Raw genomic sequence first — 17,659 nt, 5'->3', positions numbered from 1 at the left:
TGTCCCCGGTTACTGTCCGGCGGGCAGATAGGGCGAGGTGACGCCGGCGCGCTGCAGCTTTTCCTGATAATCCCGTTTGACGATATCCAGCGCCGCCAGCGCGGTAGCCGGATCGATCTCGTTGCATTCCAGCAGGTAAATCAAGTCTACCGCCAGCTGCAGTTCGGGTGAGGCGTTTTCCAGAGACATAGCACCTGCGCTTATTAATTAATGGGATGAAAAACTCGTGTCTCGGCAGAGTATAGTGAACCCGGCGCGCAACCGGGAATAATCATTAAAATATTGTGATAAATCTTCAAAAACCGTTTTCTTTGCGCTCGATATTGCGCTCGATGCGCGCCAGCGCCTGACGGCAGCGCATCAGTCTCCCCTCCAGCGCCGCCAGCTCGTGCTGCAGCTTTTGCTGCGCCGCCAGCGTGGTCTGGCGCCCCAGCAGGCTTTCCCGATCCTGAATCATGGCGATCAGCCGGCGTTCGTAGTCCTGATGTTCGGCCAGTTTGTGGTACAGATCGGCCTCGGGGGCTTCTTTCGGCTGGTTCTTGCGCCGCAGCGCCTGGGTTGCCAGCTCGCGCTGCAGGGCAGAGATTTGAGCCACCAGTTTTTCGGCCAGAAAGGCCACCTGGCTGGTGCGGTTGTCGTTGGCGGCGCTTTGCAATTGGCCGAAATTTTTCTCCACTTCGGCCAGGTAGTCGCGCAGCCGCGTGCCGCGATTGGCGAACAGGGCGGCGTCGAAGCGCGCCTGCGGGATCGGAACGTCGCCGCGCGGGGTCACTTCGGCCGCCAGCGCCGCGATCTGCTGTGCCAACACCTGTAATAGACGCTGAGTGCTCACATAAGCTCCCTCTTGATTTCAACAGGCGTAAGCTTGCCCGCGATCCTGCCGTGAAACAAGCGCCGTACGCATATTCCGCCGGCGCGGCGCCGATGCTACAGTAGGCGGCAACCGATTGAGGAGCGAAGAGCCGCATGACGCGTGGGTTATTGATCATTTTGGGTTGGCTGGCGGTGGTGCTGGCGACGTTGGGCGTGGTGCTGCCATTGCTGCCGACCACGCCGTTCCTGCTGTTGGCCGCCTGGTGTTTCGCCCGCTCTTCGCCGCGCTTTCATCACTGGCTGCTGTACCGCTCCTGGTTCGGACCTTATCTGCGCCACTGGCAGCAGCATCGCGCGCTGCCGCCGGGGGCGAAGTGGAAGGCGGTGCTGGTTATTGTACTTACCTTCGCCTGTTCGCTGTGGCTGGTGAAAATCTGGTGGGTGCGCGGGCTGTTGCTGCTGATGCTGGCTATTTTGCTGACCTTTATGCTGCGCCTGCCGGTTATTGACCTGCCGCAACAAAAACAGCGCTGATTGTGCGCCGCTGGTTGCATTTGTCCGCCAGTTTGCATAGATTTGGGCGTTTTCGTGCGCGGATCGCCTGCCATTTCTTCTCCGGTGTGTTTCACCCGGGGGCGGCGGGTGAGCGGCGCGCCGGTTTTCAGGCAGTTTTATCAGGCAACAATTATGACCGCTACTGCGCAGCAGCTTCAGTTTATTAAAGACAGTATCAAAACCATCCCGGATTATCCGAAGCCGGGCATCCTGTTCCGCGACGTGACCAGCCTGCTGGAAAACCCGTTGGCCTACGCCGCCAGCATCGAGCTGCTGGTTGAGCGCTATCGCGAAGCGGGCGTGACCAAGGTGGTGGGTACCGAAGCGCGCGGTTTCCTGTTCGGCGCGCCCGTCGCGCTGGCGCTGGGCGTCGGTTTCGTGCCGGTGCGCAAACCGGGCAAACTGCCGCGCGCCACGCTCAGCGAAAGCTATGAGCTGGAGTACGGCACCGACAAGCTGGAGATCCACACCGACGCCATCACTGCGGGTGACAAAGTGCTGGTGGTGGACGATCTGCTGGCGACCGGCGGCACCATCGAAGCGACCACCAAACTGATCCGCCGTCTGGGCGGTGAAGTGAACGACGCCGCGTTCATCATCAACCTGCCGGATCTGGGCGGGGAAGCGCGTCTGAACAAGCTGGGCATCGATTGCTACTGCCTGGTGGACTTCGCCGGCCATTGATGCGGCATTGCCCCTTGGGCACAACGGCCTCGCGGATCGCCGCGGGGCTGTGTTAGCATGACCCTCCAGATTCCTCGACTTCTCCGGTATTAATGAGCTATCAGGTTCTCGCCCGTAAGTGGCGCCCTCAAACGTTCGCAGACGTGGTCGGCCAGGAACATGTCCTGACCGCGCTGGCCAACGGCCTCTCACTGGGGCGGATCCATCACGCCTATCTGTTCTCGGGCACGCGCGGCGTGGGGAAAACCACCATCGCCCGCTTGCTGGCCAAAGGCCTGAACTGTGAAACCGGCATCACCGCCACGCCGTGCGGCCAATGCGACAACTGCCGCGAGATCGAGCAGGGGCGCTTCGTCGATCTGATTGAGATCGACGCCGCTTCCCGAACCAAGGTGGAAGATACCCGCGATCTGCTGGACAACGTCCAGTACGCGCCGGCGCGCGGCCGCTTCAAGGTCTACCTGATCGACGAAGTGCACATGCTCTCGCGCCACAGCTTCAACGCGTTGCTGAAGACGTTGGAAGAGCCGCCGCCGCACGTCAAATTCCTGTTGGCCACCACCGATCCGCAAAAGCTGCCGGTGACCATTCTCTCGCGCTGTCTGCAGTTCCACCTCAAAGCGCTGGACGTCGATCAGATCCGTCAGCAGCTGGAAACGGTGCTGACGGCGGAGCAGATCACCAGCGACGCGCGTGCGCTGCAGCTGCTGGCGCGCGCCGCCGACGGCAGCATGCGCGACGCGCTGAGCCTGACCGATCAGGCGATCGCCATGGGGCAGGGGCAGGTGACCGCCGCCACCGTCAGCCAGATGCTCGGCACGCTCGATGACGAGCAACCGCTGGCGATCCTCGAAGCGCTGGTCAGCGCCGACGGCGAAAAGGTGATGGCGCAGGTCGCGCAGGCCGCTTCGCGCGGCGTGGACTGGGAAAATCTGCTGGTGGAGACGTTGGCGCTGCTGCATCGCATTGCGATGGTGCAGCTGTTGCCTTCGATGCTCGACAACCAGTACGCCGCCGTGGAGCAACGGCTGCGCGAGCTGGCGCGAACCCTGCCGCCGGCCGATGTGCAACTTTACTACCAGACGCTGTTGGTGGGCCGCAAAGAGCTGGCCTATGCGCCGGATCGCCGCATGGGGGTTGAGATGACCCTGCTGCGTGCGCTGGCGTTTCACCCGAAAGCGGTGATCCCGGAGCCGGTGGCGTTGGTGCAGACCGCGCCGGCGCCGATGGCGCAGCCGCAGGCCGCCGCTTCACAACAGCCGCCGCAGTTTCAGGACGCGCCGCCGCCGCTAGGGCAGCCGGCCGCGCCACAGCGACAATCATCGGCCCCTTTACCGGATGCCACCGCCCAGCTGTTGAAAGCGCGGTCCCAGCTGCAACGGCAGCAGGGAGCATCCACACCAAAAAAGAATGAGCCGGCGGCGCCAGGAATAGCGCGGCCGGCAAACTCGGCGCTGGGGCGTTTGGCTTCCGTGACCGAGCGCAGCCAGCAGCGCCTGGCGGAGAAGAAGGTGCCGGAAAAACCGGCGAAACCGGAAGCCTATCGCTGGCGCGCGCAGACCGAGCCGGAAGCGGCGCCGGAACCGCTGGCGACGCCGAAAGCGCTGCGCACGGCGTTGGAGCACGAGAAAACGCCGGAGCTGGCCGCCAAGCTGGTGGTGGAGTCGCTGGAGCGCGACGCCTGGGCGGCGGAAATCGATAAGCTGAAGATCCCGAAATTGGTGCAGCAGCTGGCGTTGAACGCCTTCAAGCAGCAGCCGGAGCCGGGCAAAATTAACCTCCATCTGCGGTCTTCGCAGCGCCATCTGAATTCGCCTTCGGCGCAGAAGACGCTGGCCGACGCGCTCGGTGAGCTGTACGGCGGCCCGATTGAGCTGACCGTGGTGGAGGACGATAATCCGGCGGGGCGGACCCCGCTGGAATGGCGACAAGCCATCTATGAAGAAAAGCTGGCGCAGGCGCGCCAGTCCATCGAAGCGGATACCAACATTCAGACGCTGCGCCGATTCTTCGACGCGGATCTGGATGAAGAGAGTATTCGTCCCCTTTAAACGCCGCGCGAGGTGCGCGGCCCTAGCGACGAGAGACGACTATGTTTGGTAAAGGCGGTCTGGGCAACCTGATGAAGCAAGCCCAGCAAATGCAAGAAAAAATGCAGCAGATGCAGGAAGAAGTCGCCAAATTGGAAGTGACCGGCGAATCCGGCGCGGGCCTGGTGAAAGTCACCATCAACGGCGCGCACAACTGCCGCCGCGTGGAGATCGATCCTAGCCTGATGGAAGACGACAAAGAGATGCTGGAAGATCTGATCGCCGCTGCGTTTAACGACGCCGCGCGCCGCATCGAAGAGACTCAGAAAGAGAAAATGGCTTCCGTCTCCAGCGGCATGCAGTTGCCGCCTGGCTTCAAGATGCCGTTCTGATGCAAACCAGCCCGCTCCTTGAATCCCTGATGGAGGCGTTGCGCTGCCTGCCGGGCGTCGGCCCGAAATCGGCGCAGCGCATGGCGTTTCAGCTGCTGCAGCGCGATCGCAGCGGCGGGATGCGCCTGGCGCAGGCGTTGACGCGCGCGATGTCGGAGATCGGCCACTGCGCCGACTGCCGCACCTTCACCGAACAGGACGTCTGCACTATTTGCGCCAATCCGCGCCGTCAGCAAAACGGCCAGATTTGCGTGGTGGAAAGCCCGGCGGATATCCACGCCATCGAGCAGACCGGCCAGTTCGCCGGGCGCTACTTTGTGCTGATGGGGCATCTGTCGCCGCTGGACGGCATCGGGCCGGGCGATATCGGTCTGGATCGCCTGGAGCAACGGCTGGAAAAGGAAAGCATCACCGAAGTGATCCTCGCCACCAACCCGACGGTGGAAGGGGAAGCGACCGCCAACTACATCGCCGAGATGTGCGGCCAGTATGGCGTGCTCGCCAGCCGCATCGCCCACGGCGTGCCGGTGGGCGGCGAGCTGGAGATGGTCGACGGCACCACGCTGTCGCATTCGCTGGCCGGGCGCCACGCCATCAAGTTCTGATGTTTTCCCGGATGGGGCCGCCCGGCCCCACCGTTTTTTGCCAAAAAATTCCCGCTGTCCGCTTGAAAAACAACACCCTGACCCTCATCTGATCCTCATTGTTCGATTTTGGTAGCCATTGTCTTTTGAGGTAATCAATGAGTATGAAAGGTCAAGAAACCCGCGGGTTCCAGTCTGAAGTAAAACAGCTGCTTCATTTGATGATCCATTCGCTGTACTCCAACAAAGAAATTTTCCTGCGCGAGCTGATTTCCAACGCCTCTGACGCCGCCGACAAGCTGCGCTTCCGCGCCCTGTCCGCGCCAGAGCTGTACGCCGGCGACGGCGAACTGCGCGTACGTTTGTCCTTCGATAAAGAGCAGCGCACCCTGACCATCGCCGACAACGGCATCGGCATGCGCCGCGAAGAAGTGATTGAAAACCTCGGCACCATCGCCAAGTCAGGCACCAAAGCGTTCCTGGAGTCCATCGGTTCCGATCAGGCGAAAGACAGCCAACTGATCGGTCAGTTCGGCGTCGGTTTCTATTCGGCGTTCATCGTGGCGGACAAAGTGACCGTGCGCACCCGCGCCGCCGGCGCCGCCGATGACGAAGGCGTGTTCTGGGAGTCCGCCGGCGAAGGCGACTACACCATCGCCGACATCACCAAAGAGACCCGCGGCACCGAAATCACCCTGCATCTGCGCGAAGGCGAAGATGAGTACCTCGACGCCTGGCGCCTGCGTTCGGTGATCGGCAAATATTCCGATCACATCGCCTTGCCGGTGGAGATCGAAAGCAAAAACGAAGAAGACGACACCGTCACCTGGGAGAAGATCAACAAGGCGCAGGCCCTGTGGACCCGCAGCAAGGCTGACGTGACCGACGAAGAGTACAAAGAGTTCTACAAACACATCGCCCATGACTTCACCGATCCGCTGAGCTGGAGCCACAACCGGGTGGAGGGCAAGCAGGAATACACCAGCCTGCTGTACATCCCGGCGCAGGCGCCGTGGGACATGTGGAACCGCGATCACAAGCACGGCCTGAAGCTGTATGTGCAGCGCGTGTTCATCATGGACGACGCCGAGCAGTTCATGCCCAACTACCTGCGCTTCGTGCGCGGCCTGATCGATTCCAACGATCTGCCGCTGAACGTGTCGCGCGAGATCCTGCAAGACAGCCGCGTGACGCAAAACCTGCGCGGCGCGCTGACCAAGCGTGTGCTGCAGATGCTGGACAAGCTGGCCAAAGACGACGCCGAAGGCTACCAGAAATTCTGGCAGCAGTTCGGTCTGGTGCTGAAAGAGGGCCCGGCGGAAGACAACGGCAACCAGGAAGCGATCGCCAAATTGCTGCGCTTCGCGACCACCCACGGCGACAGCTCGGCGCAGACCGTATCGCTGGAAGAGTACGTCGGCCGCATGGCGGAAGGCCAGGAGAAGATTTACTACATCACCGCCGACAGCTACGCCGCGGCCAAGAGCAGCCCGCACCTGGAGCTGTTCCGCAAGAAAGGCATCGAAGTGCTGCTGCTGTCCGATCGCATCGACGAGTGGATGATGAGCTACCTGACCGAGTTCGACGGCAAGCCGTTCCAGTCGGTCAGCAAGGCGGATGAAGCGCTGGATAAACTGGCGGATGAAACCGAAGAGCAGAAGGCCGCCGAGAAGCAACTGGAACCATTCATCGAACGCGTGAAAACCCTGCTGGGCGATCGTGTGAAGGATGTGCGCCTGACGCACCGCCTGACCGATACGCCGGCGATCGTCGTGACCGACGCCGACGAAATGAGCACCCAGATGGCCAAGCTGTTCGCCGCCGCCGGCCAGCAGGCGCCGGAAGTGAAGTACATTTTCGAGCTTAATCCGGAACATGCTCTGGTCAAACGCGCATCCGACGTGGGCGATAACGAACATTTTGCCGAATGGATCGACCTGCTATTGGATCAGGCGCTGTTGGCTGAACGCGGCACGTTGGAGGATCCGAACCTGTTCATCCGCCGCATGAATAAGTTGCTGTCCGCCTAAAGTTGAAGATATGCGCCCTTAACGGCACCGTTAGGGGCGCATTTTCGGTTTTTCCCCACCTTTTCTCGCCTTTTGTTCGTCGGTTTTTTTGCACATTCCGCAATCGATTTCCTTCGCGCGCCTTGAGCCTGCCCCCCCTGAAATGGTATCGTTGAGCGTTTTCGCAATTTTATAAAAACTACATAGCAAGGGGATTTACGCAATGCGTATCATTCTGCTGGGCGCTCCGGGCGCTGGTAAAGGTACTCAGGCTCAATTCATCATGGAGAAATACGGCATTCCGCAAATCTCCACCGGTGATATGTTGCGCGCAGCCGTGAAGGCCGGCAGTGAACTGGGCAAGCAGGCGAAAGAGATCATGGACGCCGGCAAGCTGGTGACCGATGAACTGGTGATCGCGCTGGTCAAAGAGCGCATCGCTCAGGAAGATTGCCGCAAGGGCTTCCTGCTGGACGGTTTCCCACGCACCATTCCGCAGGCTGACGCGATGAAAGAAGCCGGCATCAACGTGGACTTCGTGCTGGAGTTCGACGTGCCGGACGAGCTGATCGTTGACCGCATCGTTGGCCGCCGCGTGCACGCGCCGTCTGGCCGCGTATACCACGTGAAGTTCAATCCGCCGCAGGTGGAAGGCAAAGACGACGTGACCGGCGAAGAGCTGACCACGCGCAAGGACGATCAGGAAGAGACCGTACGCAAGCGTCTGGTGGAATACCATCAGATGACCGCGCCGCTGATCTCTTACTACAGCAAAGAAGCGGCAGCGGGCAACACCCAATACCGCAAAATCGACGGCACCCGCAAGGTGGCCGAAGTGAGCGCAGAGCTGGCGACCATCCTCGGTTGATCGCAAGCGCATTGTGCATGACGCCGGGCCCGTGGCTCGGCGTTTTTTTTGCCGTTTTGCCGCCAAATTGTGATCGCGGCGGCTTGTTGCAACCGTGCCCGTTAATCGCCCACGCCAAATGGCGTATAACAAGCCTGCGTTTTCACCCTCAGCAGGGAGCCGGGCATGCTCAGACAAACCAATCTTCTGGCGGAAGCCACCGCGCGCCAGATCGTCCAGCGGGCGATGGGCATCATCAGCCATTCCGTCAACGTGATGGACAGCAACGGCGTGATCATCGCCTCCGGCAACCCGCAGCGCCTGTTCCAGCGCCATGAAGGCGCGGTGCTGGCGCTGGCGGAGAATCGGGTGGTGGAAATCGACCGCGCCACCGCCGAGCACCTGAAGGGCGTGCGGCCCGGCATCAACCTGCCGTTCAGCTTTCGTAACCAGCGGGTGGGGGTGATTGGCATTTCCGGCGAACCGGCCGAGGTGCGCGCCTACGCCGAGTTGGTCAAGATGGCGGCGGAGATGATGGTAGAGCAGGCGGCGCTGCTGGATCAGCACCAGTGGGAAAAGCGCTATCGGGAAGAGCTGGCGAACCAGCTGTTGCAGCCGCAGCCGAACACGGCGTCGCTGGAAGCGATGGCGGCGTATCTGGGATTGGATCTGCGCCAGACGCGCATCGTGTGGATCGTCGAGCTGCAAGAGGCGCAGCCGCACCTGTTGCGCGAGCTGTTGGCGGAGCTGGAGGCCACCCAGCGCGACGCGTTGATCGCCATTACCGGCTTCAATGAAATGACCCTGTTGCGCCCGGCCTGCATGGCTCAGGGCGAATGGAGTTTGAAGCTGGAGCGCCAGCAGGCGCAGCGTTTGCAAAATCAGCTTAAACACCGCTTTCGGGTGCGGCTGATCGTCGGCGGTTTTTATGACGATCCGCAAAGCGCCTACCGTTCCAGCCTGACGGCGCGCGCCACCCAGGCAATGGCGCAGCGCCTGAAACTGCGTCACGCCACGCTGTTCTACCACGACTATCCGTTGCCGTCGCTGCTGTGCGATCTGGGAGAGGACTGGCGCGCGCAAGAGCTGGGGCGCCCCTGGCGGACGCTGGGCGAACAGGATGAAAAAGGCGTGCTGCGCAGTACGCTGCGCCACTATTTTTCGCAGAATTGTGATCAGACGCAGACCGCCGCGCAGCTGCATATTCACGTCAATACCCTGCGTTATCGCCTGCAGCGCATTGAAGCGATAACCGGCATGAAAATCAATCAATTAACTGACTCTCTGCGGTTGTTTATCGGCATGCTGATGCACGACTGAGTTGTGCCAACCCACAAATTCCGCGCCGTTCCCCCGGCGCTTTTTTGTTGTTTCCCCTCAGGTCAACGCCGGACGCGCGCGATATGTTGGCCTGCACATCAACCACGGAGAAAACAACAATGACAACCGTATCCACTCTGGGGGCGCTGGTGGCGTTAGCCGTCGCCATCGTCCTGATTCTACGCAAGGTGCCGCCGGCTTACGGCATGATCGCCGGCGCGCTGGCGGGCGGGCTGTGCGGCGGCGCCGACCTGGTGCAGACCGTGACGCTGATGATCGGCGGGGCGCAGGGCATCACCAACGCCGTGATGCGCATTTTGGCGGCGGGGGTATTGGCCGGGGTGCTGATCGAATCCGGCGCGGCGCACACCATCGCCGAAACCATCGTGCGCAAGGTGGGCGAAACCCGCGCGTTGCTGGCGCTGGCGGTGGCTACACTTATCCTGACGGCGGTGGGGGTGTTTATCGATGTGGCGGTGATCACCGTCGCGCCGATCGCGCTGTCGATCGCCCAGAAGGCCGGCATTTCACGCGCGGCGATCCTGCTGGCGATGATCGGCGGCGGCAAGGCCGGCAACGTGATGTCGCCTAACCCGAACACCATTGCGGCGGCGGACAACTTCCATGTGCCGCTCACTTCGGTGATGATGGCCGGCATCGTGCCGGGCCTGTGCGGCCTGGTGGTGGCCTATCTGCTGGCGCGTCGCCTGAGCGATAAAGGCAGCAGGGTGATGGCCGAAGAGCTGACTCAGCATGCCGAAGGAGCGCGGCCGGGTTTTGCTGCGGCGATCAGCGCGCCGCTGGTGGCGATCCTGCTGCTGTCGCTGCGGCCGATCGCCGGGATCGCCGTCGATCCGCTGATCGCGCTGCCGGCCGGCGGGTTGGCGGGTGCGCTGCTGATGGGGCGCATTCGTCAGTGCAATCAGTTTATGGTTTCCGGCCTGTCGCGCATGGCGCCGGTGGCGATCATGCTGCTCGGCACCGGCACATTGGCGGGCATCATCGCCAATTCGGCGCTGAAGGATGTCTTGATTAACGGCTTAACGCACACCGGGCTGCCGGCCTGGCTGCTGGCGCCGCTGTCCGGCGCGCTGATGTCGATGGCGACCGCCTCGACCACCGCCGGCACCGCCGTCGCCTCCGGGGTGTTCAGCTCCACGCTGCTGGAACTGGGGGTGAGCGGGTTGGCCGGCGCGGCGATGATCCACGCGGGCGCCACGGTGCTGGATCACCTGCCGCATGGCAGTTTCTTCCACGCCACCGGCGGCAGCGTCAATATGGCGGTGCACGAGCGGCTCAAGCTGCTGCCGTATGAAACGTTGGTGGGGTTCACCATCGCGGCAATCTCGGCGCTGATGTTTGGCGTATTTAACCTGGCGGGATAAGGAACAGTGATGAAAGCGCTGAAAAAAGTGGTTATTGCTCCGGATTCTTTCAAAGAGAGCCTGAGCGCGCTCGGCGTCGCCGACGCCATCGAACGGGGATTCCGTCAGATTTATCCGCAGGCGCACTACGTGAAGCTGCCGATGGCGGACGGCGGCGAAGGCACGGTGGAGTCGATGGTGGCGGCCACCGGCGGCGAGATCGTCCAGGTAACGGTCACCGGGCCGCTGGGGGAGCCGGTACAGGGATTCTATGGTCTGCTGGGCGACGGCGAAACCGCGGTGATTGAAATGGCCGCCGCCTCCGGACTGCATTTGGCGCCGCCCAACCGGCGCGATCCGCGCATCACCACCAGTTACGGCACCGGCGAACTGATGCTGGCGGCGCTGGAACGCGGCGTGAAGGCGATCATTCTCGGCATCGGCGGCAGCGCCACCAACGACGGCGGCGCTGGGATGATGCAGGCGCTGGGCGTTAAATTGCTGGATAAGGATGGTCGCCCGCTGCCGGTGGGCGGCGCGGCGCTGGCGCAGCTGGCGCACCTCGATCTCGCCGGGCTGGATGCGCGTTGGCAACGGGTGAGCGTGACCGCCGCCTGCGACGTCGATAACCCGCTGTGCGGCGAAAAGGGCGCGTCGGCGGTATTCGGGCCGCAGAAGGGGGCGACGCCGGAGATGGTGGCGCAGCTCGATGCAGCGCTGCATCACTATGGCGAACTGCTGGAACGGGAAACCGGCCGCGCCGTGCTGACCCAGCCAGGGGCGGGTGCGGCGGGCGGCATGGGGGCGGCGCTGCTTGGCATGCTCGACGCGCGTTTGCGGCCGGGCATCGAGATCGTCACTGAAACCCTGCGCCTGGATGAGGCGGTGCGCGATGCCGATCTGGTGATCACCGGCGAAGGGCGGCTGGACAGCCAGTCGATTCACGGCAAAACACCGATCGGCGTGGCGCGGGTGGCCAAGCGTTACGGCGTGCCGGTGATCGCCATCGCCGGCAGCCTGACGCCGGATTATTCGGTGGTGCATCAACACGGCATCGATGCGGCGTTTTCGGTGCTCGATCGCATTGTGACGCTGGAAGAAGCGCTGGCGGGCGCCGATCGCAATCTGCAGGTGACGGCGCGCAACGTGGCGGCGGTATGGCAGCTGGCGCAAGGAAGAAGCCCACAGGCATAGCCTGTTGCTGTTATCGGTTTCGATGCAGGACTTTTCCGTTACAATAGCCGGCATTAATGGCTGCTGACATCCCGACCCAGAACGGAATGCCGGCCGGAAAGGAAATGAGGGGAACTGAGATGAAGCAAGAGAAACACGGCGTATTGCTGGTGAACCTGGGCACGCCAGATGCGCCGACCTCGTCGGCGGTCAAACGCTATCTGAAGGAATTCCTCAGTGACGATCGCGTGGTCGACACGGCGCCGCTGATCTGGTGGCCGATCCTCAACGGCGCGATCTTGCCGATCCGTTCGCCGCGCGTGGCGAAACTCTATCAGTCGGTGTGGATGGAAGAAGGCTCGCCGCTGCTGGTGTACAGCCGCCGCCAACAGCGGGCGCTGGCGGCGCGCATGCCGAATACGCCGGTGGAGCTGGGCATGAGCTACGGTTCGCCGAGCCTGGCGGAAGCCATCGACAAGCTGCTGGCGCAGGGCGTGACCAACCTGGTGGTGCTGCCGCTCTATCCGCAATATTCCTGTTCCACCAGCGCGGCGGTATGGGATGGCGTGGCGCGGGTGCTGAAAGGTTATCGCCGCTTGCCTTCTGTGGCCTTCATTCGCGATTACGCCGAACACCCGGCCTATATCGCCGCGCTGCAACAAAGCGTGGAGCGCTCGTTCGCCGAGCACGGCCAGCCGGATCGGCTGGTGCTGTCTTTCCACGGCATCCCCAAACGTTATGCGCGGCTTGGCGACGACTACCCGCAGCGCTGCGAGGATACGCTGCGAGCGCTGAGCGCCGCGTTGCCGCTGGCGCCGGAGCGGGTGATGATGACGTACCAATCGCGCTTCGGCCGCGAGCCTTGGCTGACGCCGTATACCGATGAAACCCTGAAGGGGTTGCCGGCGCAGGGCGTGAAGCACATTCAACTGATTTGCCCCGGCTTCTCGGCAGACTGCCTGGAAACGCTGGAAGAGATCAAAGAGCAGAACCGCGAGATATTCCTCAAGGCGGGCGGCGAGAAGTTTGAATACATCTCTGCGTTGAACGACGAGCCGGCGCATATCGACATGATGCAGCAGCTGGTGGCGCAACGTCTGTAATCATCCATAATCTGTCTATTAGGTGCATCGTGATCGGGCGGGGATGTGTTAACATTCTCCGCTTGTTAAACCGTCACCACCGCCAATCACATGAAATTTCCTGGTAAACGCAAGTCCAAACACTATTTTCCGGTGAGCGCCCGCGATCCGCTTCTGCAGCAGGCCCAGCCCGAAAGTGAAATCAGCACCTCGTATATTGTCGGCATCGACCAGACGCTGGTGGATATCGAGGCAAAAGTGGACGATGCTTTTGTCCAGCGTTACGGCCTGAGCCTGGGCCACTCTCTGGTGATCGAAGACGACGTCGCCGAGGCGCTGTATCAGGAACTGAATGAAAACAACCTGGTCACCCATCAGTTCGCCGGCGGCACCATCGGCAATACCATGCACAACTATTCGGTGCTGGCGGACGATCGTTCGGTACTGCTCGGCGTGATGTGCAGCAACGTGAAAATCGGCAGCTACGCCTACCGTTATCTGTGCAATACCTCCAGCCGCACCGATCTTAACTATTTGCAGGGTGTTGATGGCGCCATCGGCCGCTGTTTCACGCTGATCGGCGAAAGCGGCGAGCGCACCTTCGCCATCAACCCTGGCCAGATGAACCAGCTGCGCCCGGAAAGCATTCCTGAAGAGGTGATCGCCGGCGCGTCGGCGCTGGTGCTGAGCTCTTATCTGGTGCGCTGCAAGGAAGGGGAGCCGATAAAGGACGCGACCCTGCAGGCGATCGAGTACGCCAAAAAACACGATGTGCCGGTGGTGCTGACGCTGGGCACCAAGTACGTGATCGCCGACAACCCGCAGTGGTGGCGCGACTTCCTGAAGGAAAATGTGACGATTCTGGCGATGAACGAAGACGAAGCGCTGGAGCTGACCGGGCTGAGCGATCCGCTGACCGCGTCGGACATGGCGCTGGAGTGGGTGGATCTGGTGCTGTGCACCGCCGGGCCGAATGGCCTGTATATGGCGGGCTACACCGAAGAAGCCAATAAGCGCCAGACCCAGCACCCGCTGTTGCCGGGGCATATCGCCGAGTTCAACCGCTACGAGTTCAGCCGCGCCATGCGCCGCGAGCACTGTGAAAATCCGCTGCGCGTTTATTCGCACATCGCGCCGTATATGGGCGGGCCGGAGAAGATCATGAACACCAACGGCGCCGGCGACGGCGCGCTGTCGGCGTTGCTGCACGATATCGCCGCCAACGGTTATCACCGCCATAACGTGCCGAACTCCAGCAAGCACGTGCGCAGTTACCTGACATACTCTTCGTTGGCGCAGGTGTGCAAATACGCCAACCGCGTCAGCTACCAGGTGTTGAACCAGCATTCGCCGCGTCTCACTCGCGGCCTGCCGGAGCGCGAAGACAGCCTGGAAGAGTCCTATTGGGAGCGTTAACCCGCTGAAAAAGAAAAGGTCCGGCATGCCGGACCTTTTTTTATGCGCGGTGCCTCAGATCGGGCAGCCCCCCATTTTTTCTTCTTCGCTCAGGGTGTCCAGCTGCAGGATGTTCAGCATGCTGTTAGCGATCTCCCGTTCGCCCATCACCACCTGATTGGCGCCGCGATCGGTGATGTAGGCCACCTCGTCGTCGTAGTGGGCGCGGGCGATGATCTCGATGTTCGGCCGCTTGGCGCGCGCTGAGGCGACGATTTCGCCGGCCTCGTAGCCATTCGGGATGGTCAGCAGCAGCCAGCGCGCGCAGTCGAGCCGCGCCAGATCCATCACTTCCGGATTGGCGGCGTTGCCCAGCACCGTCTTGATACCCTGTTCGCGCAGCGCTTCCACCCGCGGGCGGGAATTCTCGATCACCACCAGCGGAATGCCCGCCTCGGCCAGTTTGCCGCCCAGCAGGCTGCCGACGCGGCCGTAGCCGACCACCAGCGCGTGATTGCACATATCCACCGGGATCTGTTTCTCTTCTTCCACCGCCTCTTCGAGGATTTGCTCTTCGATGGTTTCGGTTTTGGCCAGATAGCGTTCCAGCAGGGTGAACAACAGCGGGTTGAGCATGATGGACAGGATGGCGCCGGCCAGCACCAGATTGCGGCCGTGCTCCGACATCATGCCGAGCGCGATGCCGAGGCCCGCCAGAATAAAGGCGAACTCGCCGATCTGCGCCAGGCTGGCGGAAATGGTCAGCGCGGTGCGCTTGGAGTGACCGAACATTTTCACCAGCAGGAACGCGGCGGCGGATTTGCCGAACACGATGATCGCCAGCGTCGCCAGCACCGCCAGCGGTTCGTTAATCACGATCATCGGATCGAACAGCATGCCGACCGAGACGAAGAACAGCACCGCGAACGCATCGCGCAGCGGCAGGGTGTCGTGCGCCGCGCGGTGGCTCAGTTCGGACTCGTTCAGCACCATGCCGGCAAAGAAGGCGCCCAGCGCGAAGGAGACGTCGAACAGCTTCACCGCGCCGTAGGCGATGCCGAGCGCCAGCGCCAATACCGCCAGGGTGAACAGCTCGCGCGAGCCGGTGCTGGCGGTTTTCGACAGGATCCATGGCACCAGGCGGCGGCCGACCACGATCATCAGCGCGATGAAGGCGATGACTTTACCGATGGTCAGCGCCAGCTCCATCAGCAGCTGGCTGCTGCTGGCGTTGTCGTTGCCCAGCATATTGCCGAAGGCCGGCAGCAATACCAGCGTCAGCACCATCGCCAAATCTTCGACGATCAGCCAGCCGATGGCGATTTGCCCGCGCTGGCTGTCGATCAGTTGCCGTTCCTCCAGGGCGCGCAGCAGCACCACGGTGCTGGCGGTGGAGAGGCAGAGGCCGAACACCAGACCGGAGATCAGATCCCAGCCGAGCAGCTTGGACAGCCCCATACCGAGCAGGGTAGCGACGGCTATCTGCGCCACGGCGCCGGGAATGGCGATAGATTTTACTGCGAGGAGGTCTTTCAAAGAGAAGTGCAGGCCAACACCGAACATCAACAGGATAACGCCGATTTCCGCCAGTTCCGGCGCCAGTGAGGTGTCGGCGACGAAACCGGGGGTGAACGGGCCGGCGAGCACCCCTGCGGCCAGATACCCCACCAGAGGGGAAATGCGCAGGCGGTTCGCCAGCATGCCGAGGAGGAAGGCGAGTACTAACCCTCCGACGATGGTGGTGATGAGCGGTGTTGAATTATGCATCCATACTCCTTCTGGCTATGCATCGCGGCACGGGAGAATCGCAACAAAGTTACGAAAAGATACATTTAGTTTATTGCATTTGTTCGCGGCTTGCTTGGCTAATTTGGCCTTTTCTGTAAAAAAACAGAGGATCTCACTTAAGGCGCGGCAATGAGGGGGTTTTGGGCCAGATAAACCAAATACCATTGATTTATCCGTAGGATAACCCGGATGAATAAATAATTTCATCCGGGCGGTTCGCGGGGTTATTGCGGTTTATGCTCCATATTGGGCAGTAATGCGGTGATAATGCCGATCAGCGGCAGGAAAGCACAGATTTGGTAGACCAGTTCGATACTGGTCAAATCGGCGACATAACCAAGAACTGCCGCACCTAACCCGCCCATACCGAAAGCAAAACCGAAGAATAAGCCGGAAACCATGCCCACTTTACCGGGGATCAGCTCCTGAGCGTAGACCAGAATGGCGGAGAACGCCGAGGCGAGAATAACCCCGATGATCACCGTTAAAATGCCGGTCCAATAGAGGGATGCATAGGGTAAAACAAGGGTAAACGGCGCAGCGCCGAGAATAGAGCCCCAAATCACATATTTACGTCCTATCTTGTCGCCAAGAGGCCCGCCGATAATGGTGCCAGCCGCTACCGCGAAAAGGAAAGCGAACAGATGAATTTGGGCATTCTGCACCGAAACGCCGAACTTATGTATCAGATAAAAGGTGTAATAGCTGCTGATGCTGGCCAGATAGAAGTATTTGGAGAAAATCAGCACCAGCAGGATGCCCAGCGAGTAGGCGACGGTACGTTTTGGCAGCGGTTTCAGCAGCGACGGGCTTTTCGGCTGCCCTTTAGTTGCCCGATGCTGATGTTGATACCACTTGCTGACCTGCAGCAACACCACGATCGCCAGCAGCGCCGCCAGCGAGAACCAGGCGACGTTGCCCTTGCCATAAGGCGCGATGATCAGCGCCGCCAGCAGCGGGCCGAGCGAGCTGCCGAAGTTGCCGCCGACCTGGAACAGCGACTGCGCCAGGCCGTGCCGCCCGCCGGAGGCCATGCGCGCCACGCGCGAGGATTCCGGGTGGAAGACCGATGAGCCGGTGCCCACCAGCGCCGCCGCCAGCAGCACCAGCGGGAAGGTGCTCGCCACCGACAGCAGCAGCAGGCCGGACAGGGTAAAGCCCATGCCGATCGGCAGCGAGTAAGGCTGCGGGTGTTTATCGGTGTAATACCCGATCAATGGTTGCAGCAGCGAGGCCGTTAGCTGATAGGTCAGGGTAATCATGCCGATCTGCACGAAGCTGAGGTGGAAATCGGCTTGCAGGATCGGGTAAATCGCCAGGATCAGCGACTGGATCATATCGTTGAGCAGGTGAGACACGCTGATGGCGCCAAGGATGGAGAAGGCGGTTCCCTTCACCGTACTGCCCTTGGCGGGCGGCATCGCGCTTTGGCTACTGTCGGTCATATTATTATTAGCCTGATAAGTTGTTGAGCACAGAGATGACATCTTAGGCAGGACGTTCAATTTTTACCATATCTGAAATAATCAGACTCACATCGCAAAAATTTGAAATCAGCTGTCATTAATTCGCGCTACAATTTCGGCCTCATCATAAAAGCCATTTAATACACGGAGATCCGCC

General features: G+C 61.3%; 16 protein-coding genes and 1 other annotated feature. Of the genes, 12 read left to right on the top strand and 4 right to left on the bottom strand.

Translation table 11 applies throughout. From position 1 onward, the window contains the following. Positions 1–9: 9 nt before the first annotated feature. On the bottom strand, positions 10–189 hold the full coding sequence (gene rsmS, locus CRO23_RS18810) for a pleiotropic regulatory protein RsmS (RefSeq protein ID WP_016928837.1): 180 nt from the start codon (positions 187–189) through the stop codon (positions 10–12). 106 nt (positions 190–295) lie between these two features. Beyond that, entirely contained in the window at positions 296–832 is a 537-nt protein-coding gene (gene priC / locus CRO23_RS18805) for a primosomal replication protein PriC (RefSeq protein WP_028128221.1), read from the bottom strand. Positions 833–966: 134 nt separating this feature from the next. Here priC and CRO23_RS18800 point away from each other — a divergent pair, with 134 nt between their 5' ends. The 12 genes from CRO23_RS18800 (at position 967) to CRO23_RS18745 (ending at position 14,269) form a co-directional block, all read left to right on the top strand. Then, positions 967–1,347, top strand: a complete 381-nt coding sequence (locus CRO23_RS18800; protein WP_016928835.1) for a DUF454 family protein — start codon at positions 967–969, stop codon at positions 1,345–1,347. A 153-nt stretch (positions 1,348–1,500) separates the two neighbouring features. Then, complete coding sequence (gene apt / locus CRO23_RS18795; protein WP_015376864.1) at positions 1,501–2,052, top strand: adenine phosphoribosyltransferase; 552 nt, start codon at positions 1,501–1,503, stop codon at positions 2,050–2,052. A 92-nt stretch (positions 2,053–2,144) separates the two neighbouring features. Further along, positions 2,145–4,103: a DNA polymerase III subunit gamma/tau gene (dnaX, locus tag CRO23_RS18790; protein ID WP_016928834.1), complete on the top strand. Its 1,959-nt coding sequence runs from the start codon at positions 2,145–2,147 to the stop codon at positions 4,101–4,103. Then, positions 3,436–3,500 (top strand) — a sequence feature (DnaX frameshifting element). (Overlaps the previous gene by 65 nt.) Positions 4,104–4,144: 41 nt before the next feature. Beyond that, the gene (locus tag CRO23_RS18785; protein ID WP_004940264.1) at positions 4,145–4,474 is read left to right on the top strand and encodes a YbaB/EbfC family nucleoid-associated protein; all 330 of its coding nucleotides are present in this window, start codon (positions 4,145–4,147) and stop codon (positions 4,472–4,474) included. Continuing rightward, positions 4,474–5,079 carry a recombination mediator RecR gene (gene recR / locus CRO23_RS18780; protein WP_004940263.1) on the top strand — a complete coding sequence of 202 codons (606 nt, stop codon included), beginning with the start codon at positions 4,474–4,476 and terminating at the stop codon, positions 5,077–5,079. Before CRO23_RS18785 ends, recR begins: the two co-directional genes overlap by 1 nt. 143 nt (positions 5,080–5,222) lie before the next feature. Further along, positions 5,223–7,088 (top strand): molecular chaperone HtpG, encoded by a 1,866-nt coding sequence (htpG, locus tag CRO23_RS18775; RefSeq protein ID WP_016928833.1) that lies wholly within the window; start codon positions 5,223–5,225, stop codon positions 7,086–7,088. A 202-nt stretch (positions 7,089–7,290) separates the two neighbouring features. Beyond that, positions 7,291–7,935 (top strand): adenylate kinase, encoded by a 645-nt coding sequence (gene adk / locus CRO23_RS18770; protein WP_004940261.1) that lies wholly within the window; start codon positions 7,291–7,293, stop codon positions 7,933–7,935. A gap of 165 nt (positions 7,936–8,100) precedes the next feature. Further along, positions 8,101–9,234 (top strand): sugar diacid recognition domain-containing protein, encoded by a 1,134-nt coding sequence (locus CRO23_RS18765; RefSeq protein ID WP_016928832.1) that lies wholly within the window; start codon positions 8,101–8,103, stop codon positions 9,232–9,234. Positions 9,235–9,353: 119 nt separating this feature from the next. Further along, complete coding sequence (locus CRO23_RS18760) at positions 9,354–10,619, top strand: GntP family permease (RefSeq protein WP_016928831.1); 1,266 nt, start codon at positions 9,354–9,356, stop codon at positions 10,617–10,619. Positions 10,620–10,628: 9 nt separating this feature from the next. Then, positions 10,629–11,792, top strand: a complete 1,164-nt coding sequence (locus CRO23_RS18755) for a glycerate kinase (protein ID WP_079449600.1) — start codon at positions 10,629–10,631, stop codon at positions 11,790–11,792. Positions 11,793–11,911: 119 nt separating this feature from the next. Continuing rightward, entirely contained in the window at positions 11,912–12,874 is a 963-nt protein-coding gene (gene hemH / locus CRO23_RS18750; RefSeq protein ID WP_046897495.1) for a ferrochelatase, read from the top strand. A 90-nt stretch (positions 12,875–12,964) separates the two neighbouring features. Further along, the gene (locus CRO23_RS18745) at positions 12,965–14,269 is read left to right on the top strand and encodes an inosine/guanosine kinase (RefSeq protein WP_004940249.1); all 1,305 of its coding nucleotides are present in this window, start codon (positions 12,965–12,967) and stop codon (positions 14,267–14,269) included. Between the two features lie 54 nt (positions 14,270–14,323). On the opposite strand, the gene ybaL is transcribed toward CRO23_RS18745, so the two are convergent. After that, positions 14,324–16,015, bottom strand: coding sequence for a YbaL family putative K(+) efflux transporter (ybaL, locus tag CRO23_RS18740; protein ID WP_004940247.1), 1,692 nt, complete (start codon positions 16,013–16,015; stop codon positions 14,324–14,326). 245 nt (positions 16,016–16,260) lie between these two features. After that, on the bottom strand, positions 16,261–17,481 hold the full coding sequence (locus tag CRO23_RS18735) for an MFS transporter (RefSeq protein WP_097102646.1): 1,221 nt from the start codon (positions 17,479–17,481) through the stop codon (positions 16,261–16,263). Positions 17,482–17,659 lie beyond the last annotated feature (178 nt).

Origin of the sequence: Serratia sp. JKS296, from assembly GCF_900215445.1 — a bacterium.
GTDB classification, from domain to species: domain Bacteria; phylum Pseudomonadota; class Gammaproteobacteria; order Enterobacterales; family Enterobacteriaceae; genus Serratia; species Serratia marcescens.
This window is presented reverse-complemented; position numbering and strand designations above follow the sequence as displayed.